The sequence below is a fragment of the Immundisolibacter sp. genome (assembly GCF_041625615.1).
Lineage (GTDB): Bacteria > Pseudomonadota > Gammaproteobacteria > Immundisolibacterales > Immundisolibacteraceae > Immundisolibacter.
Genome location: NZ_JBFJTF010000037.1, coordinates 1 through 18,422 on the forward strand (window position 1 = coordinate 1; position 18,422 = coordinate 18,422).

Sequence of the window (18,422 nt, forward strand, 5' to 3'; positions counted from 1 at the left end):
CGACTATGCCCGGCGCATGTACTACGACGCGCTGGTCTACGATGACCTGGCCCTGCGTTACCTGATCGACCTGTACGGCGCCGAACGGTTGCTGGTCGGCTCCGACTACCCGTTCCTGATCCGCGAGAAGGCGCCGGGCCGACGCATCGAGGGTCTGGGTCTGGCGGCGCCCGAGCGCGAGGCGATCCTGCGGGGAAATGCGACCCGGTATCTGAAGTTATAAGTCAATAGATAGTGCGACACATTTCTTGTGTCGCCGGGCTGTGGTAAGAGCTAGGGGACGTGCCGAGAGGCGTCATCAGGCGGTGCCGCGTGATGTATGACACGAATGCGCGTGTCGGCGAGGTTCCCGGTGGCGAGTCCCATGCCACTGCGGGCCTGGTGGCCAGTGGTCCACGCGTGGCGAAACTGACCACCGGCGTGACAGGCATGCTGACCCGGGTTCTCGCGTTGCTGTCCCTGGCCTGGCACGGGTTGCCAATGCTGCGGATGCGCGTGCCGGGGTCGCTGGTGATGCACGTGTCGGCGGCGTGCGTGGTCAGCCTGCTGGCGCTGGCGTTACTGCTGTTGCGCGTTGGCGAGGGCTCTGCGCGGTATCGGCTGGGCGCCCGGTGCAGTGCCCTACTGGCCGGTCTGTTCATGGTGTTCGTCATGCTGGTGAGCCGCCTGGACGGCCAGTGGCTGACCGGTCGTTGGCTGGTGGCGGGGGAGGCACAAAGTGGCATCGGCCACCTGTGGGCGGTGCCGAGCAGCGGCGGGCTGGCGCTGGCGCTGGCGCTGGTGCTGGGAGGCGGTGCGGGTACCGTGCGCGGACGCATCAGCGCCCTCCTGACCGTGATGGCGGGTGTCATCGGTGTACTGATCCTGCTCGGTTATCTGCTCGACGCGGGCGCCCTGTACAACGCGCACCGGGAAACGCGGGTGGCGCCCACCGGCGCCGTGGCGCTGGTGCTGCTGGCTCTCGGTGCGTTGGCAAGCGCGCCGCATCGCGCCCCGATCAGCGTGATCCTGGCCGATGACGCGGGCGGCGCTTCCCTGCGGCGGATGCTGCCCACCGTTGCGCTGGTGGTGCTGGTGCTCGTCGTGGCCCGCCACAGTGTGGAGAACGCCGGTCTGCTGCATCCGTCGACCAGCGCGGGGGTGTTTGCCACATTGGGGGTGTCGTTGCTGGGCGGGCTGCTGCTCATCGATGCCGCCTGGCTCAGTCGCGTGCATCGGCGCCAGCGCAGCGCAGAGAGCCGCCTGGCGCGCCTGGCCGAGGACCTCGAACTGCAGGTGGCCGCCCGTACCCGGGAGCTGGCGCAGTCCAACGCCAGCCTGCAGGCGGAGATCCGTGAACGGCGCCGGGCCGAGGCCCTGTTCAGGGGGGTGTTCGAGGCCGTGCCCGATGCCGTTCTGGTGGTCTCGGACGATGGCTGTATCGAGCTGGCCAATCGCCGCGTCGACGCCCTTCTGGGGTACACGCGCGAGCAGCTGGTGGGCGCGCCGGTGGGGCGACTGGTGCCCGAGGAAATCTTGGAGGCGCACCGGGCGCGCTGGCGCAGTTTCCTGGCGAATCCCACGCCCTTCCGGCTGTTCGGCGAGGCGGAGGGTCTGCCGGCGCGCCGCGCCGACGGCAGTCCGGTGATGGTGGAGGTGGCGCTCGGTGCGTTGCTGAGCGACGACCGCCAACGGGTCATCGTGTCGATGCGGGACGTCGAGGAACGGCTCGCCGCCCAGCGTCGGGCGCGCGAGGCCGACCAGCGGTTTCGCCTGCTGGTCGACAACCTGCCGGTGGGCATCTTCGTGGCGGATGACCACCCGCTGGGGCGCCTGCTCGAGGCCAACCCGGCCATGCAGCGCATTCTTGAGGCCGAGTCGATGGAGGAACTCCTGGAAAGTCCCGTGGCCTCGTTCAACGTGAGCGCCGAGGCCTGCTCCGCGTTGCTCGAGCAAGCGCGCCGCCTGGGAGGGCTGACCGGGGCGGCATGCACGGGCATGACCCTGCGCGGACGGCAGTTCGAGGCGGCCCTGAGCGTGGCCCCCAGGCAGACGGCGCAGGGCCTGGTCTGGGACGGGGTGCTCGAGGACGTCACCGACCGCAAGCTGGCTGAGCGACGCATCATGGAGCTGAACAAGGCGCTGACGACGCGCGCCGGGGAACTGGAGTCCACCAACCGGGAACTGGAGGCGTTCAGCTACTCGGTGTCACACGACCTGCGGGCGCCGCTGCGTGCCATCGACGGCTTCAGCCGCATCCTGGAACAGGAATGCATGGCGCATCTCGATGAGGCCAACCGCGACCGGTTGGCGCGCGTGCGGCGCAACGCGCAGCACATGGGACAGCTGATCGACGATCTGCTGGGCCTGGCACGCGTGACGCGCGCGCAGGTGCACTGGGGCACCGTCGACCTGACCGCCCTTGCCCGGGAGGTACTGCTTGGCCTGGCCGAGGCGCAGCCGCAGCGGCAGGTGCAGGTCGACGTGGCACCCGACTTGCGTGTGCACGGTGACGTGCGGCTGCTGCGCGTCGCCATGCAGAACCTGCTGGACAATGCGTGGAAATTCACCGCACGCACGACCGATGCACGCATCGTGGTCGATGCCGAGGTGCATGACACGGAGCAGGTGTTCGTGGTGCGGGACAACGGTGCCGGCTTTGACATGGCGCATGCCGAGAAGTTGTTCGGCGCCTTTCAGCGGCTGCACCGGATGGACGAGTTCCCCGGTACGGGCATCGGGCTTGCCACGGTGCAGCGGATCATCCACAAGCACGGTGGTCGTATCTGGGCCGAAGCGGCGCCCGAGCACGGCGCGACCTTCTATTTCACGCTTTCGCAGGAGGCTGGCGATGCCGGAACCGATCATCCTGCTGGTTGAGGACAACGCCGACGACGAGGCGCTGACGTTGCACGCGTTCCAGCAACAGCGCATCGGCAACAAGGTGGTCGTGGTGCGGGACGGTGTGGAGGCGCTCGACTACCTGTTCGGGCGTGGCCAGTACGCCGGGCGCGACCTGGCCGACGCGCCGGCAGTGGTGCTGATGGACCTGAAGCTGCCGCGGCTCGATGGCCTCGAAGTGCTGCGCCAGCTGCGCGCCGATGCGAGAACCCGTTCCTTGCCGGTGGTGGTGCTGACATCGTCCGACGAGCAACGCGACTTGGTCGAGAGTTACCGCTTGGGGTGCAACAGCTATGTCCGGAAGCCGGTCGATTTCGACGATTTCGTGCATGCCGCGCAGCAACTGGGGCTGTACTGGCTGCTGCTGAATCGGCGTCCCTGATCCACGGTGCCGGTGCCGATGAGTTCCCCCGCCAAGCAATCCGAGTCCGCGCTGCTGCGCGTGCTGATGATTGACGACTCGCCGGATGACGCGCTGTTGCTGGTCGAGCACCTGAGGAACGGTGGTTACGCGCCGTTGTGGCGGCGTGTGGACAACGAGGCGATGCTGCTGTCGGCACTCGACAGTGACTGGGATGTGGTGCTGGCCGACTACACCATGCCGGCGTTCAGTGGTCGGCGGGCCCTGGAGCTGGTGCTCCAGAATGCGCCGGGGCTGCCGTTCATCTTCGTGTCGGGGACGCTCGGCGAGGACACCGCGGTAGAAGGGCTACAGGCCGGCGCGGCCGACTATGTCACGAAAAACGACCTGCGCCGGCTGTTGCCGGCTATCGCCCGAGAGCGTGCGGCCGACCGCTCACGGCGCGAGCAGGCGGCCTTCGCGGCACGGGTAAAGCACCTGCTGTCGGTCAGCGCCGACGCGGTGATCGGCTTCGACAGTGCCCATTGCATCAGCTTGTGGAGCAACGGCGCGCGGCAGCTGCTCGGGTATGCCGAGCACGAAGCCGTTGGCAAGCCGCTTGCGTCGCTGGTGCCCGAGGACGGGCAGTCGATGTTCGACCAGCTGCTGGTGGCGTTTCGTACCAGCGACGACGCCGTCTGGACGCTTGACGAACGGTCCGAGGTGGAGGTGCTGCACAGCGGCGGGCAGCGGGTGCCGGTGGAGGTCGGCTTGAGCCGGTACGACGAAAACGGCGCGTCGATGTTCGTGATGGTGTTGCGCGACATCACTCAGCGGCGTCTGTCCGAGCGGGAGATGCGCCTGTTGCTGTTGATCGCCGAGGTGGCCAACGACGGCCGTGGTCTGTCGGACACCCTGCGCGCCGGCTTGCATCATCTGTGTCAGGTGCTCGGCTGGCCGCAGGCACAGCTGTGGCAGCAGGAGCGAGCGACCGGGCGCCTGGCCTGCGCCATGGCGGTGACCGCTGACGGCCGGCTGCTGTGTGAGTCGCCGGCGACGTGCCTGCCCGGTGCGGACCTGCCCGGGCGCGTGTGGCAGTCGGGACAGGCGCAGTGGGTTGAACTCGAGGAGGAGCGTGTCGACACCGTGGCCAGCGAGCGCCGGCAGTCGCTGCAGGCGCAGGGGCTGCGCACCGCCGTGGCGGTGCCGGTGGTTGGCGAGAATGGCGTGTTGGCGGTGCTCGAGTGTTTCCTGGCGGAGCGCCGGCCGTGTGATGAACGGGTGGTGCGGGTGCTCCAGACCGTGGCGGCTCAGATCGGCAATGCCATCCAGCGCAAGCAGATCGAGCAGCGCCTTCACCAGTTGGCGCACTACGATGTCGTGACCGGTCTGCCGAACCGCGTGCTGTTCGCCGACCGCCTCGATCAGGCGCTGGCCGAGACCGCGCGCCACGGCAGCATGCTGGGCGTGATCTTTGTCGACCTCGACCGGTTCAAGAGTATCAATGACAGCTTCGGGCACGAGGTCGGAGACCGCTTGCTGCGGAGCATCGCCGAACGTTTGCAGACGGCCTTGCGCACCGAGGATACGGTGGCGCGCCTGGCGGGCGACGAGTTCGGTGTGCTGGTGCCGGGCCTGGGCAGGGCCGAGGATCTGGCACGGGTGGCGCACAAGCTGCTCGAGACGTTCCAGGCGCCGTTCGTGATCGACGGCCAGCCGCTGAGCACCGGCGCCAGCCTTGGTTTGACCTTGTACCCCACCGACGAGCGCAACGCCTCCGGGCTGCTGCGCAATGCCGACGGCGCCATGTATCGCGCCAAGGCCCGTGGTGGCAACGTGTTCTGTTTCTTCGAGCCGGGCATGACGATGCAGGCCACGGACCGGCTCGCGCTCGAGGCCGAACTGGCCACGGCCATCGCCGGTGACGCGCTGTCGGTGTACTACCAGCCGGTCAAGTCGCTGCCCGATGGGCAGGTCGTCGCCGTCGAGGCATTGGTGCGGTGGCAACATCCGCAGCGCGGGTTGCTGCTGGCGGACAGTTTCGTGTCGGTGGCGGAGGAGTGTGGCCTGATCCAGGCGCTCGGGGAATGGGTGCTGCGTCAGGCCTGTCGCGAGATCGGAACCCTGTCGTCGGGCGGCGCGCTGCGCTTGGCGGTGAACGTCTCGGTCGGCCAGCTCAAGCATCCCGGCTTTGAACAGCGCGTGGTGGACGTGCTGGCCGAGACGGGCTTCGATCCGCGTCGGCTGCAACTGGAAGTCACCGAGGCGACGCTGTTGCAGGGCGCCGACGCGGCGCTGGAGATGCTGCGCAGGCTGCACGAGCAGCACGGCATCCATTTCTCGATAGACGATTTCGGTGTCGGCTACTCGAGTTTTGCGCGTCTGAAGCGGCTGACGGTCAGCAGAATCAAGATCGACCCGGCGGTGCTGGTTGGCGATTCGGCGTCGCCCCAGGGCGCGGCGCTGGTGTCGGCCATCGTGGCGCTGGGACGCAGCCTGGGGATCGAGGTGGTGGCCGAAGGTGTGGAGTCCGGCGAGCAGGCCGAGTTGCTGGCCGCCTGTGGCTGCAGCGAATTGCAGGGGTTCCTGGTCAGCGCTCCGCTGCCGGCACAGGCGCTGGAGCACTGGCTGGCCACTGGCGCCAGGCACTGACGCACACCGCCCGCTGGCGCCAGCGCCTGAATGCGGGGGGCTGCCCGTGGCGTGCCACGGTGGCGTCGCGCGCGTTTTGCTGCCCGAGGCGGGCGCTGGTCGTCGGTGATCGCCGGACCTCGTGCTAGCATCCATGCCAAACGGCCGTTAATTAAGGTTGACTCCGTGTCACTGCGCGTCTGGCGCCGACCAGACCGTGTTCGCCGGAGGAGAGGGGGCATGAACAATCCCGCGCAGCGGCCGGTCGCGGCCGCAGGAGCGGTCGATTTCGACCGCTATATCGACGACCGCATCGAGGAAGGCGTGTTCGCGGTACACCGCGACATCTTCCGCGACGAAAGCCTGTTCGAACTGGAGATGAAGTACATCTTCGAATCGAACTGGGTGTTCCTGTGCCATGCCTCGCAGGTCGCGGCGCCGCACGACTTCTACACCACGCACATCGGCCGCCAGCCGGTGCTGGTGACCCGCAACGGCGCCGGCGAACTGAAGGCATTCCTGAACACCTGCACGCACAAGGGCTCGCTGGTGTGCCTCACGCGCGCCGGCAACCGCAAGTTCCACAGCTGCACCTACCACGGCTGGACCTTCGACTCGGCCGGCCGTTGCGTGTCGATCAAGGACCACGCCGAGGCCGCCTACACGCCGGCCTTCGAGGCGAACGGGCATGACCTGCAGGCGGTGCCGAAACTCGGCGGGTACCGCGGCTGGATCTTCGCCAGCCTGAATCCGGACGTGGTGCCGCTGGAGCAGCATCTTGGCGACGCGCGGGTGTTCATCGACCTGCTGGTCGAGCAGGCGCCCGACGGCATGGAACTGGTGCGCGGCAACGCCAGCTACACCTTCCCCGGCAACTGGAAGCTGCAGGTCGAGAACTGCCTGGACGGCTATCACCTGAACATCGCCCACAAGGGCTTCATCGAGATCACCCGCCGGCGCATCGCGCGCGCCGGGGCCGCCTACAAGGGGCCGGACATCGAGGCCATGTTCGGCGAGAACCTCAAGACCGGCAGTTTCGGCCTGAAGAACGGTCACGCGCTGTTCTTCACCGAGAACCCGGCGCCCGAATTCCGGCCGCTGTGGTCGCAGCGCGAGCAACTGGCGGCGCGCCTGGGCGCTGGCCGCGCCAAGTGGCTGCTGCAGTACGGCCGGAACCTGACGATCTTCCCGAACGTACAGTGCACGGACAACGCCGTGATCGGCCAGTTCCGCGTGCTGCGCCCGTTGGGGACGGCGCTCACCGAGATGGAGATCTACTGCTGGGTGCCGGTTGGCGAACCGCCGGCCGCGCGGCGCCAGCGTCTGCGTCAGTACGAGGATTTCTTCAACATCAGCTCCACCGGCACGCCGGACGATGTGGGTGCCTACCGCAATTGCCAGGAGGGCCTGCAGGCCCGTGCGGTGGACTGGCTGCACGGCCACGGTCGGGGACTCAAGTCCATGGTGCGCGGCGCCAACGACTACGCGCGTGAACTTGGCATCGAACCCGAAACCAGCAGTGCCGGGCCGCTGAACATGTCCGACGAGACGCTGTTCCACGCCAACTACCGGCAGTGGCTGCGCCTGATGAAGGAAGGTCAGCGCCGCGCGCGCGACGCCGGAGAGCTCGGCTGATGGTGACACCCGACCTGCACATGGCCGCCGCTGCGGTGGTGTTTCGCGAGGCCGATTGTCTGGACCGCTGGCGCTGGCAGGACTGGCTGGACCTGTACACCGACGACTGCGTGTTCTGGTGCCCGGCGTGGGTGGACGAGGAGACCCTGGGCGACGACCCGGACCGTTACGTGTCGTTCTTTTATCTGGCCGGCCGCGCCGCGCTGGGTGACCGTGTGTACCGCGTGGAATCGGGCCTGACGCCGTTCGTGACGCCGTTGCCGCGGACCTGTCATGTCATCAGCAACCTGCACGTGACCGCTGCCGACGATGGCCGGCTCGAGGTCAGCAGCCACTGGCAGACCAGTACCTACCACCGGCGCGTGACGGCGCAGCTGTTCGGCTTTTACGACCACACGCTGGTCGAGGACGACGGGCGCTGGCGCATCGCACGCAAGAAGATCACGTTGCTGAACGACCACCTCGATCTGCCGATCGACTTCAACCAGGTTTGAAAGGTTTCCGCGAAACGTCATCCGTGGCGTTTTGCAGATCGCCGGGGCCGGCGCAGGCCCGGACCCGGTGTGCGACGCGCCATCCCTGGCGCGTGACGGGTCTTCAACGCTCAATCCGGAGGGGAAGCCATGGCCAAGACCGACGATCCGCGCATGAAAAAGGCGCTCGAAATGCTCCACGCCATTGAGGACAAGGACGCCGCCGACGAGGTGGTCAGCGTGCTGAACGAGCTGGCGCCCGACTATGCCCGTGCCACCGTGGCCTATGCCTTCGGCGACACCTACGCCCGCACCAAACAGCTGGCGCTGCGCGACCGGGAGATCACCACCATCGCCACGCTGGCGGCACTCGGCACCGCGCAGCCGCAGCTGAAGGTGCATATCCGCAGCGGGCTCAAGGTTGGCCTCACACAGCAGGAGATCGTCGAGATCATCGGCCATGTGGGCGTCTACGCCGGCTTTCCGGCGGCGGCGAACGCCTACTTCGCCATGAAGGAGGCGCTCACCGAGAGCGCCGCCGCGCGCAAGGCGGCAGCCGGTGCCAGTGGCACCGCCAAGATGACGGGCGGCAAGGCCAAGCCGGCCAAGACCCCGGCCAAGACCCCGGCCAAAGCCAAGGCTGCCAAGGCTAAATCGGCCAAGGCCGCCAGGCAGGGCTGAGGCCATGAACCCGGTACTCGGCTTCATTGGCCTTGGCACCATGGGCCTGCCCATGTCCGGCCACCTCGCGCGCGCCGGGTACCGGGTGCTGGGCTTTGACCCGGCGCCGGCCGCCCTGTCCGCCGCCACGGCGCAGGGCCTCATCGCCTGCACCGACGCGGCCGCGGTCGGTCGCGAGGCACAGATCGTGTTCACGTGTCTGCCGAGCCAGCAGGTCGTGCGGGCGACGGTGGATGCACTCATCGCCAGCCTGGCGCCGGGCGGCGCCATCGTCGATTGCAGCACCATCAGCCCGCTGCTGGCGGCCGAGCTGGCGGCCGATGCGGGCAAGCGCGACATCGGTTTTCTGGATGCGCCGCTCAGCGGCGCCGGCAGCGGTGCGCAGGCGGCCACGCTCAGCATCATGGTCGGCGGCGAGGCGGCGCTGTTCGAGCGCGTGCGCCCGCTGCTCGAACGCATGGGCAGGAACATCTTTCACCTCGGTGCCGTCGGCGCCGGGCAGACCGCCAAGCTGTGCCAGAACCTGATCCTGGTTTCCACGCTGTCGGGCGTGATGGAGTCGGTGGCGCTCGGCCGGGCGGTCGGTGTCGAGCCGCAGCGCCTGCTGGAGGTGATGGACACCTGTCTTGCACCGACGCGCGTGATGGACGTGCTGGTGAAACCCAAGTTCGACGGCCGCGTGCCGTTCGACCACACCTCCGACGGCCTCACCATGATCGGCAAGGACATCACCCTGGTGCGGGAACTGGCCGAGCGGGTGGGCCTGAAACTGCCGATCGGCAGCCACATCCAGAGCCTGTACCGGCAGGCCATCGACACGGGCTACGGCCGCCATGACCTGCTGGCCTGGTACGAGCTGATCGAGCAGGGCGTGTTCGACACCTGAGCGCTGCGCCGCGCAACTCGCGAGGGTCCATCCGCGAGCGGACGGCATTCGGCAGCGTCGTGTCCGGGCCGCGACAGGCCGGTACGTCCGGTCACCCTTGCCAACGTGGGCTGTCGCCGGTGCACACTGGGACGACGGCAGCGGCGTGGTAGGGGCGCATGGAACTTCTGGCGGGCGACATCGGCGGTACCAAGACGTTGTTGCTGCGCGGGCGTTGGCAACGCGGGCGGCTGCAGGTGCTCGCACGCCAGCGTTTTGCCAGCGCCGCCTATGCCGACCTGGCCGACATGGTGCGCGAGTTCCTGCGCGGCGTGCCGTTGCCGGCGCGGGCGTGTTTCGCGGTGGCGGGGCCGGTACAGCCGGTTGCCGACGGCGGCGCGCAGGCGCGCATCACCAACCTGCCGTGGGAGCTCGACAGTCGGCGTCTGGCACAGGGCACCGGCATCGGCGAAGTGTTCCTCATCAACGACCTGGCCGGCGTCGCGCATGGCGTCGCCATGTTGCAGGCTGCCGACGTGGTGACCGTGCAGGCGGGCGCCGAGCAGCCCGGACGCCTGCGCGCGGTGCTCGGCATCGGCACGGGACTGGGCATGGCGCTGCTGTCGCCCGGGGGCGAGGTGTTTCCGACCGAGGCAGGTCACCTGGCGTTTGCGCCGCTGGACGACCGGCAAGGGCAGCTGCGCGCATTCGTGCGCCACAAGCTGGGCCTGGAGCGGGTGTCGGTGGAGAGGCTGGTGGCCGGGCCGGGGCTCGCGCTGGTGCATGAATTCCTCGGCGGCGGCGTGGTCGACCCGGGCGACATCGCGGCCCTGGCGGATGCCGGTGATGGGCCGGCGGGCGAGTCCATGGCGCTGTTCATGACCCTGTGCGGTGCGATCGTGGGTGATCTGGCGCTGGCCTGCCTGCCGTTCGGTGGCCTGTACCTGGCCGGAGGGGTGATGCAGAAAAACCGCGCGCGTGTGGCGGGGCCCGACTTCAGGCGGGCGTTCGCTGCCAAGGGGCGCATGGCCGGCGTGCTGCGGCAGTTGCCCCTGCACATCATCACCGAACCGCAGGTGGGCTTGCTGGGCGCCGCGCGGTACGCCGCGTTGGCCGAGGACAGGGCCGGCTGAGCACCGGCGCCGGCCCGGCCGGCGCCCCGCGCGGCTGCCGGGATCAGGTGCGGTGGTGATCAAGGCATCGTTTCATGCCGGCCGGTGCGCGCGGGCTGGCCACGCGGTGTGCTCTACCATGCGCGACACTGCGCGCCGGCGGTTCGGCGCGGCATGGCGAGATGGCGGAGGATGATCAGTGGCGGTAGGGACAAGCGAGCGCTCCGGGGCGGGGCTGGGTACGTTCGCCGGCGTGTTCACGCCGAGCCTGCTGACCATTCTGGGCATCGTTCTGTTCCTGCGCCTGGGTTACGTGGTCGGCAGTGTCGGCGTGCTGGAAGCGTTGCTGATCCTGGCCGCGGCGCATGCGGTGTCCATCGTCACCAGCCTGTCGGTGGCGGCCATCGCCACCAACCTGCGCGTCAAGGGCGGCGGTGACTACTACCTGATCTCGCGCACGCTGGGTCTGGGCTTCGGCGGTGCCATCGGCCTGGTGCTGTTCCTGGCTCAGGCGGTGGCGATCGGCTTCTACTGCATCGGTTTCGCCGAGGCGGTGGCGCGGATACTGGAGCTGAACGGCGTGTGGGCCGGCCGCGTCATCGGCGCACTGGCCGTCACCGGCCTGTTCGGGCTGGCCTGGGCCGGTGCGGACGTGGCCACGCGTTTCCAGTTCGTGGTCATGGCCCTGCTGGTGACGGCGCTCACGTCCTTCGTGCTGGGCGCCCTGCCGGTATGGGACGACGCGGTGCTGCGCGACAACCTGGCCGGTCCGCCGGCCCCGCTGCCGTTCTGGGTGGTGTTCGCCGTGTTCTTCCCGGCGGTGACCGGCTTCACCCAGGGCGTGAGCATGTCCGGTGACCTGCGCGACGCGGCGCGCAGCATTCCGCGCGGCACCTTTGCCGCGGTGGGCGTGTCGATGGTGGTGTACTTCGCCGCCGCGTTGCTGTTCGGTGGTGCGGCCGCCAATGCCGACCTGGCGCAGGACGGCTTTGCCATGCGCCGGCTGTCGCAGTGGCCGCTGGCCTTCGATGCCGGCGTGATCGCCGCTACGCTGTCCTCGGCGCTGGCCTCGTTTCTGGGGGGGCCGCGCATCCTGCAGGCCATGGCGCGTGACCAGGTGCTGCCGGTGCTGCAACCGTTCGCCGCCGGCAGCGGCCCCACCGCCAACCCGCGCCGGGCGGTGCTGCTGGCCGGTGCCATTGCCCTCAGCGTGGTGCTCGCCGGCAGCCTGAATGCGGTGGCGGCGCTGGTGTCGATGTGGTTCCTGCTGTCCTACGGCCTGCTCAACTACGCCACCTGGTACGAGGCGCAGGCGGCCAGCCCGGCGTTTCGGCCGAGCTTTCGCCTGTTCAGCCGGCGCGTGAGCCTGGCCGGCGCAATCGGCTGCCTGGCGGTCATGGCCGCCCTGAACCTGCCGGCGGCCCTGGGCGCCGCGGCAGTGGTGTTCGCCGTCTATCACTATGTGCGGCTGCGGGCGGTGCCGGCGCGCTGGGCCGACAGCCGGCGCTCGTTCCACCTGCAGCGGGTGCGCGAGCATCTGCTGTCGGCCGACGCCGAGCCATCGCGGGCGCGGGACTGGCGCCCGCAGCTGCTGGTGTTTTCCGACGACCGCGAACGCCGCGCGCGGCTGCTGCAGTTCGCGCAGTCGGTGGAAGGCGGCGCCGGCCTGGTGTCGGTGGTGCGGGTGCTGGAAACGCACGGTCCGCAGGCCATTGACCAGCGCGCGCAGGTCGAGGAGTCACTGCGCGAGGAACTCAAGGACTCGGGCAGCGCCGCCTTTCCGCTGGTGGTCAGTACCGGCAATCTCGACGAGGCCATCGGCATCATCGTGCAAAGTGCCGGCATCGGTCCGCTGCGCGTGAACACCGCGGTGGTCAACTGGATGAAGGATTCGACGTTGTTGCGCTCGCTGGCCACGGCGCGTTTCGGCGGCAATCTGCGCACCGCGTTTCGCCTCGGCTGCAACCTGCTGATGCTGGATGCCGAGGACGCGGAATGGCGGGCGCTGGAGGCGCAGCCACCGGCGCAGCGGCGCATCGACATCTGGTGGTCGCCCGGCGCCACCGGTGACCTGATGCTCTTGCTGGCGCACCTGATGCTGCGCAGTGAGTCATGGGACGGGGCCGCCCTGCGCGTGCTGGCCGCACCGTCGGAGCAAGACGATGTGGCGGTGTTGGCGCAATCGATCGAGGATCACCTCCGCGAGGTGCGCATCAACGCCCAGGTTCATCTGGCCGAGCCCGGTGAGCCGCAGGCGTTGTATGACCTGTCGCAGGACGCGTCGCTCGTGTTTGCGCCGTTTTCGATACACGGGGGACGTTTCTATGACGGCGAGGGTCACGAGATTGATGCGCGTCTCAAGCAGTTGCCGGTGACCGTGCTGGTCCTGGCGGCGCAGGATGTGGCGCTGGAATCCGACCCGGACCAGCCGGCTGAGGGCGACGGGTCGGCCGAGGATCCGGTGCCCGCGGCGCCGTCCCCAGACGGCGCCGACCGAAGCGAGCGGTGATGTGATGCTGACCTGGCAGGACGGTTGGCCGGTAAAGACCCGCGAGTTGCACAACCATCATTTCGATTCGACGGCCTGGAACGACTTCGCCTTTCGCGACGACGACATTGTCATTGCCACCTACGCCAAGGCCGGCACCACCTGGACGCAGCAGATCGTGGGCCAGCTGGTGTTCGCCGGCGCCCGGGACGTGCCGGTGCACGACCTCTCGCCGTGGCTCGACCTGCGCGTGCCGCCGGCGCCGCAAAAGCACGCCCTGCTGGCGGCACAGACCCACAGGCGGTTCATCAAGACCCACCTGCCGGTGGACGCGCTGGTGTTCTCGCCCCGCGCCAAGTACCTGTACATCGGCCGCGACGGGCGCGACGTGGCGGTGAGCCTGTACAACCACCACGCCCGTGCCACCGCTGCCTGGTACCGTATGCTCAACGACACGCCGGGCCGCGTCGGCCCGCCCATGCCGCTGCCGGCGGCCAGTGCGGGCGCGGCCTTCGACACCTGGCTGGCCGAGGACGGCGCGCCGTTCTGGCCGTTCTTCTCCAGCGTGCGCTCGTGGTGGGAGGTGCGTCACCTGCCGAACGTGCTGTTCGTGCACTACGCCGACCTGAAGCGTGACCTGTCGGGCCAGATGCGCCGCATCGCCGACTTTCTGGACATCTCTCTCGGCCCGGCCGCCTGGGCGGCCGCCGTCGAGCATTGCTCGTTCGACTACATGCGCGCCCACGGCGAGCACACCGTGCCGGCCGGCGGGCAGATGTGGCAGGGCGGTGCGGCGTCGTTCCTGCACCGTGGCGAGGCCGGCCGCTGGCGCGAGCTGCTCAGTCCGCAGCAGGGAACGGCCTATGCCGAGCGGGCGCTGGCGGAGCTGGGCGCCGACTGCGCCCGCTGGCTGGAGCACGGCGGCATTCCGGACGCGGTGTGACCGAATCATGCCGGCACCCGCCGGGTGCCCGTGGCCCGTGCACGTGTGTGCGTTTCGGGCCTGCCGCGCCCCGGTGCCGGCCGGTCGGTCGCACATCCCGCCCGGGCGACTCTGGGAGAATAGGGGGCATCTGACCTGGGAGAGATGCTGTTGAACGTGCCGGAAAACCCCTTCAAGACCGCCCTGGCCGAGAAGCGGCGCCAGCTGGGCGCCTTTCTGGCCCTCGGTGACGCGCACAGCGCGGAACTGATGGCCTGCGCCGGCTTCGACTGGCTGCTGATCGACGCCGAGCACGGACCGAACGACCTGCGCTCGATCCTGGCGCAGCTGCAGGCGCTGGCTGCCTACCCGGTACGGCCGGTGCTGCGCCTGGCCGACCATGACCCGGCGCGCATCAAGCAGGTGCTGGACCTGGGCGTGCAGAGCCTGCTGGTGCCGATGGTCGACAGCGCCGAGCAGGCCACGGCGCTGGTCGGTGCCATGCACTACCCGCCGCGCGGCATCCGCGGTGTCGGTGCCGGCATGACGCGGGCGGCGCGCTGGAGCGCGGTCGACGATTACTACAACCAGGCGGGCGGCCAGCTGTGCCTGGCAGTGCAGATCGAAACCCTGGCCGGTCTCGACAACCTCGATGCCATCGCTGCCGTGGACGGCGTGGACGGCGTGTTTCTGGGACCGGCCGACCTGGCCGCTGCCCTGGGGCACGTCGGTCAGCCCATGCACCCCGAGGTGCGGGCCGCGGTGGAAGGGGCGCTGCCGCGCATTCGCGCCGCCGGCAAGGCGGCGGGCGTGTACTGCGCCGACCCGCAACTGGCGGCGCACTACGCGACGCTGGGCGCCAGTTTCTTTCTGATCGCCGCCGACGCCATGCTGCTGCGCGGCGCCGCGGTGGCGGCGCTCGGACGCTTTGCGTCCTGACGCCGGCCCACCCAACGACCGGAGGGGATTGTCGATGCTCGACGCCTATGTCTATGGCGGCCTGCGCTCGCCGTTTGGCCGTCACGCCGGCGCGCTGGCGCCGCTGCGGCCGGATGATCTCGCGGCCCAGGTGACGCGCGCCGTGATCGGGCGCTACGGCCTGGCCGGCGCGCCGGTCGAGGACCTGCTGCTGGGCTGTACCTGCCAGGCCGGCGAGGACGCGCGCAACATCGCCCGCCACGTGGCGCTGCTGTCCGGGCTGGGCGAGACGGTGCCCGGCCAGACCGTCAATCGCCTGTGTTCCAGCGGGCTGGCGGCGGTGCTGGACGCCGCGCGTGCCATCACCTGCGGCGAGGGTGACCTTTACCTGGCCGGCGGCGTCGAGAGCATGAGCCGGGCGCCGTTCGTGGTCGGCAAGGCCGAGCAGGCCTTCAGCCGCGACTTTCGGGTGTTCGACTCGGCCATCGGCGCCCGTTTCCCGAACCCGCGCATCAGCGCCGAGTTCGGTGACGACAGCATGGCGCAGACGGCCGACAACGTGGCCGCCGAGTACGGCATTTCGCGTGAGGATGCCGACGCCTACGCCGCCCGCTCGCAGGCCCGCTACGCGCGGGCACTGGCGGACGGTTTCTTTGCCGACGAGCTCACCGCGGTGCAGGTGCCGGCCGGACGCAAGGCGCCCCCGGTGCCGGTCGCTGCCGACGAGCACCCGCGCCTGGACACCACCGCCCAGGGACTGGCGCGTCTGAGGCCGCTCGATGCCGACGGCGTCACCACCGCCGGCAACGCGTCCGGCATCAACGACGGCGCGGCGGTGCTGGTGGTCGGCAGCCGGGCGCTGGGCGAGCGGCTCGGTCTGAAGCCACTCGCCCGCGTCCTGGCCGGCGCCGCGGTGGGCGTGGCGCCGCGCGTCATGGGCATCGGTCCGGCGCTGGCCATTCCCAGGGCGCTGGAGCGTGCCGGTCTGGGCCTCGGCCAGATGGACGTCATCGAGATCAACGAGGCCTTCGCGGCGCAGGTGCTGGGCTGCCTGAAGCTGCTGGACCTGCCGTTCGACGACGCGCGCGTGAATCCCAACGGCGGCGCCATTGCCGTCGGCCATCCGCTGGGGGCGTCGGGCGCCCGGCTGGCGCTGACCGCGGCGCGCGCGCTGGCGGCGGGCGACGGGCGCTACGCGGCGGTGAGCCTGTGCATCGGCGTCGGTCAGGGCCTGGCGGTGATCCTGGAGCGCGTGTGATGGCCGGTCCGCTCGCCGGCCTGCGGGTGCTGGACCTGTCGCGCGTGCTGGCCGGGCCCTGGTGCAGCCAGCTGCTGGCCGACATGGGCGCCGAGGTGATCAAGCTCGAACGGCCCGGCCGCGGCGACGACACGCGCAGCTGGGGCCCGCCGTACCTGAAGGATCACGACGGACACGACACGCCGGACGCGGCCTACTTCCTGGCGGCCAACCGCGGCAAGCAGTCGGTGACGGTGGATTTCACCCGGCCCGAAGGGCAGGCGCTGGTGCGCGAGCTGGCGGCGGTCAGCGACGTGTTGCTGGAGAACCTCAAGGTCGGCGATCTTGCCCGCTACGGTCTCGACTACGCCACGCTCTCGGCCATCAACCCGCGTCTGGTGTATTGCTCGATCACCGGTTTCGGGCAGACCGGGCCGCTGGCCAGCCGGCCGGGCTATGACTTCATCATCCAGGCCATGGGCGGGCTCATGAGCGTCACCGGCGAGCGCGACGACCGCCCCGGCGGCGGGCCGCAGAAGCTCGGCATCGCCTACGCCGACATGACCACCGGCATGCATGCGGCCATCGGCGTACTGGCGGCGCTGGTGCAGCGCGGGGTGAGCGGGCGCGGCCAGTACATCGATCTGGCGCTGCTGGACGTACAGGTGGCGAGCATGGCGGTGATGGCCATGAACTACTTCGTCGGCGGCAGGGTGCCGGGGCGCTACGGCAACGCGCATCCGAACATCGTGCCGTACGAGGTGTTCGCCGCGGCCGACGGACCGCTGGTGCTGGCGGTGGGCAACGACGCCCAGTTCGCGCGCCTGTGCCAGGTGGCGGGCGTGCCGGAACTGGCGCTCGACGAGCGCTTCGCCCGCAACGGTGGACGGGTGCGCAACCGTGAGGCACTGATTGCCCGCCTGCAGGCGGTGTTCGCCACCCGCCCGGCGCAGGCCTGGGAGGACGCGCTGTGCGCTGCGGACGTGCCGTGCGGGCGGATCAACGACATGGCGCAGGTGTTCGAGCAGCCGCAGGTGCAGGCGCGCGGGATGAAGATCAGCCTCGATCACCCGGCCGCCGGTCCGTTGCCGATGGTCGGCAGTCCGCTGCGGTTCTCCGATACGCCGGTGGCGTACCGGCTGCCGCCACCGCGCCTTGGCGAGCACACCGATGCGGTGCTCGGCGGCCTGCTCGGCAGGACGACGGCCCAGATCGCCGCGCTGCGTGCCGCCGGCGTGGTGTGACGACGGCATAATTGCGTTTTGCCGTTGACTCTCCCACGCAAGCAATCGCATGACTGACCTGAATAACCTGATTGAGGCCAACCGCGACTGGGCCGCACGGGCCAAGGCCGCGGACCCCGAGTTCTTCACCCGCCTGGTCGGGCAGCAGCGTCCCGAGTACCTGTGGATCGGCTGCTCGGACAGCCGCGTGCCGGCCAACCAGATCGTCGGCCTGCTGCCAGGCGAGATTTTCGTGCACCGCAACGTCGGCAACCTGGTGCACCAGACCGACCTCAACTGCCTGGCGGTGCTGCAGTTCGCCGTGGAAGTGCTGCAGGTGAAGCACGTCATGGTGGTCGGCCACTACGGCTGCGGCGCGGTCAAGGCGGCGATGGAAGGAAAGCCGCTGGGTCTGATCGACAACTGGCTGCGCAACATCGAAACCGTCTACCACCGCTGCCAGCACGAGGTGGACGCGCTGCCGGACCCGCAGCGGCTCGACGCGCTGTGCGAACACAACGTGCGCGCCCAGGTGCGCGCCGTGTGCGAAACCACCGTGATGCGCGCGGCCTGGGCGCGCGGCCAGAACGTGACCGTGCACGGCTGGATCTACGGCATCGCCGACGGGCTGGTGAACGACCTGCACGTGAGCTGCGCCGGGCCGGACGACTTCGCCAAGCTGTCCGACTGAGGCGGCCGTGCTGCGCATCGCCCATCGCGGCGCGAGCGCACTGGCGCCCGAAAACACCCTGGCGGCCGTCCGGCGCGCCGTCGAGTTCGGCATTCCCTGGGTCGAAGTGGACGTGCAGGCCTGCGCCGACGGCCTGGTGGTGATTCACGACGACACCCTGGAGCGCACCACCGACGGCCACGGCCCGGTGGCGACGCAGCCGCTGGCGGCGCTGCGCCGGCTCGACGCCGGCGGCGGCGAGCGGATTCCGTTGCCGCAGGAGGTACTGGACCTGTGCCGCGGCCGCTGTGCCGTGAACCTGGAGCTGAAAGGCCCGGACGTGGCGC

16 protein-coding genes are annotated in these 18,422 nt (G+C 69.7%); all 16 read left to right on the plus strand.

Annotated features, from left to right (window positions below; all coding sequences use genetic code 11):
- Positions 1 to 223: amidohydrolase family protein (locus ABYX71_RS04600; RefSeq protein WP_372695327.1), on the plus strand; the 223-nt coding region annotated here is incomplete at its 5' end.
- 92 nt (positions 224 to 315) lie between these two features.
- Positions 316 to 2,859, plus strand: coding sequence for a PAS domain S-box protein (locus tag ABYX71_RS04605; protein WP_372695328.1), 2,544 nt, complete (start codon positions 316 to 318; stop codon positions 2,857 to 2,859).
- Positions 2,831 to 3,262: a response regulator gene (locus ABYX71_RS04610; RefSeq protein WP_372695329.1), complete on the plus strand. Its 432-nt coding sequence runs from the start codon at positions 2,831 to 2,833 to the stop codon at positions 3,260 to 3,262. The genes ABYX71_RS04605 and ABYX71_RS04610 overlap by 29 nt, the downstream gene beginning before the upstream one ends.
- A gap of 18 nt (positions 3,263 to 3,280) precedes the next feature.
- Complete coding sequence (locus tag ABYX71_RS04615) at positions 3,281 to 5,872, plus strand: EAL domain-containing protein (protein WP_372695330.1); 2,592 nt, start codon at positions 3,281 to 3,283, stop codon at positions 5,870 to 5,872.
- A gap of 219 nt (positions 5,873 to 6,091) precedes the next feature.
- Complete coding sequence (locus tag ABYX71_RS04620; RefSeq protein WP_372695331.1) at positions 6,092 to 7,486, plus strand: Rieske 2Fe-2S domain-containing protein; 1,395 nt, start codon at positions 6,092 to 6,094, stop codon at positions 7,484 to 7,486.
- Complete coding sequence (locus ABYX71_RS04625) at positions 7,486 to 7,980, plus strand: aromatic-ring-hydroxylating dioxygenase subunit beta (RefSeq protein WP_372695332.1); 495 nt, start codon at positions 7,486 to 7,488, stop codon at positions 7,978 to 7,980. The genes ABYX71_RS04620 and ABYX71_RS04625 overlap by 1 nt, the downstream gene beginning before the upstream one ends.
- 129 nt (positions 7,981 to 8,109) lie before the next feature.
- Positions 8,110 to 8,640, plus strand: a complete 531-nt coding sequence (locus ABYX71_RS04630) for a carboxymuconolactone decarboxylase family protein (protein ID WP_372695333.1) — start codon at positions 8,110 to 8,112, stop codon at positions 8,638 to 8,640.
- 4 nt (positions 8,641 to 8,644) lie between these two features.
- Complete coding sequence (locus ABYX71_RS04635; protein WP_372695334.1) at positions 8,645 to 9,526, plus strand: NAD(P)-dependent oxidoreductase; 882 nt, start codon at positions 8,645 to 8,647, stop codon at positions 9,524 to 9,526.
- 158 nt (positions 9,527 to 9,684) lie between these two features.
- Positions 9,685 to 10,638: a glucokinase gene (locus tag ABYX71_RS04640; RefSeq protein WP_372695335.1), complete on the plus strand. Its 954-nt coding sequence runs from the start codon at positions 9,685 to 9,687 to the stop codon at positions 10,636 to 10,638.
- Positions 10,639 to 10,816: 178 nt separating this feature from the next.
- The gene (locus ABYX71_RS04645; protein WP_372695336.1) at positions 10,817 to 13,126 is read left to right on the plus strand and encodes an amino acid permease; all 2,310 of its coding nucleotides are present in this window, start codon (positions 10,817 to 10,819) and stop codon (positions 13,124 to 13,126) included.
- 4 nt (positions 13,127 to 13,130) lie between these two features.
- The gene (locus tag ABYX71_RS04650) at positions 13,131 to 14,048 is read left to right on the plus strand and encodes a sulfotransferase domain-containing protein (RefSeq protein ID WP_372695337.1); all 918 of its coding nucleotides are present in this window, start codon (positions 13,131 to 13,133) and stop codon (positions 14,046 to 14,048) included.
- A gap of 150 nt (positions 14,049 to 14,198) precedes the next feature.
- Positions 14,199 to 14,966, plus strand: coding sequence for an HpcH/HpaI aldolase/citrate lyase family protein (locus ABYX71_RS04655; protein ID WP_372695338.1), 768 nt, complete (start codon positions 14,199 to 14,201; stop codon positions 14,964 to 14,966).
- A 34-nt stretch (positions 14,967 to 15,000) separates the two neighbouring features.
- Positions 15,001 to 16,203: a 3-oxoadipyl-CoA thiolase gene (locus ABYX71_RS04660; protein ID WP_372695339.1), complete on the plus strand. Its 1,203-nt coding sequence runs from the start codon at positions 15,001 to 15,003 to the stop codon at positions 16,201 to 16,203.
- Positions 16,203 to 17,426, plus strand: a complete 1,224-nt coding sequence (locus tag ABYX71_RS04665; RefSeq protein ID WP_372695340.1) for a CaiB/BaiF CoA transferase family protein — start codon at positions 16,203 to 16,205, stop codon at positions 17,424 to 17,426. The genes ABYX71_RS04660 and ABYX71_RS04665 overlap by 1 nt, the downstream gene beginning before the upstream one ends.
- A gap of 49 nt (positions 17,427 to 17,475) precedes the next feature.
- The gene (gene can, locus ABYX71_RS04670; protein ID WP_372695341.1) at positions 17,476 to 18,096 is read left to right on the plus strand and encodes a carbonate dehydratase; all 621 of its coding nucleotides are present in this window, start codon (positions 17,476 to 17,478) and stop codon (positions 18,094 to 18,096) included.
- A gap of 7 nt (positions 18,097 to 18,103) precedes the next feature.
- Positions 18,104 to 18,422 (plus strand): glycerophosphodiester phosphodiesterase (locus ABYX71_RS04675; RefSeq protein WP_372695342.1); only part of this gene is annotated, 319 nt, incomplete at its 3' end.

Excerpts from the sequence above, each read along its gene's own strand:
- ABYX71_RS04605 (WP_372695328.1), top strand. The coding sequence starts at position 316 with ATGTATGACACGAATGCGCGTGTCGGCGAGGTTCCCGGTGGCGAGTCC.
- ABYX71_RS04630 (WP_372695333.1), top strand. The coding sequence starts at position 8,110 with ATGGCCAAGACCGACGATCCGCGCATGAAAAAGGCGCTCGAAATGCTC.
- ABYX71_RS04665 (WP_372695340.1), top strand. The coding sequence starts at position 16,203 with ATGGCCGGTCCGCTCGCCGGCCTGCGGGTGCTGGACCTGTCGCGCGTG.
- ABYX71_RS04610 (WP_372695329.1), top strand. The coding sequence starts at position 2,831 with ATGCCGGAACCGATCATCCTGCTGGTTGAGGACAACGCCGACGACGAG.
- ABYX71_RS04635 (WP_372695334.1), top strand. The coding sequence starts at position 8,645 with ATGAACCCGGTACTCGGCTTCATTGGCCTTGGCACCATGGGCCTGCCC.
- ABYX71_RS04620 (WP_372695331.1), top strand. The coding sequence starts at position 6,092 with ATGAACAATCCCGCGCAGCGGCCGGTCGCGGCCGCAGGAGCGGTCGAT.
- ABYX71_RS04650 (WP_372695337.1), top strand. The coding sequence starts at position 13,131 with ATGCTGACCTGGCAGGACGGTTGGCCGGTAAAGACCCGCGAGTTGCAC.
- ABYX71_RS04615 (WP_372695330.1), top strand. The coding sequence starts at position 3,281 with ATGAGTTCCCCCGCCAAGCAATCCGAGTCCGCGCTGCTGCGCGTGCTG.
- ABYX71_RS04640 (WP_372695335.1), top strand. The coding sequence starts at position 9,685 with ATGGAACTTCTGGCGGGCGACATCGGCGGTACCAAGACGTTGTTGCTG.
- can (WP_372695341.1), top strand. The coding sequence starts at position 17,476 with ATGACTGACCTGAATAACCTGATTGAGGCCAACCGCGACTGGGCCGCA.
- ABYX71_RS04660 (WP_372695339.1), top strand. The coding sequence starts at position 15,001 with ATGCTCGACGCCTATGTCTATGGCGGCCTGCGCTCGCCGTTTGGCCGT.
- ABYX71_RS04625 (WP_372695332.1), top strand. The coding sequence starts at position 7,486 with ATGGTGACACCCGACCTGCACATGGCCGCCGCTGCGGTGGTGTTTCGC.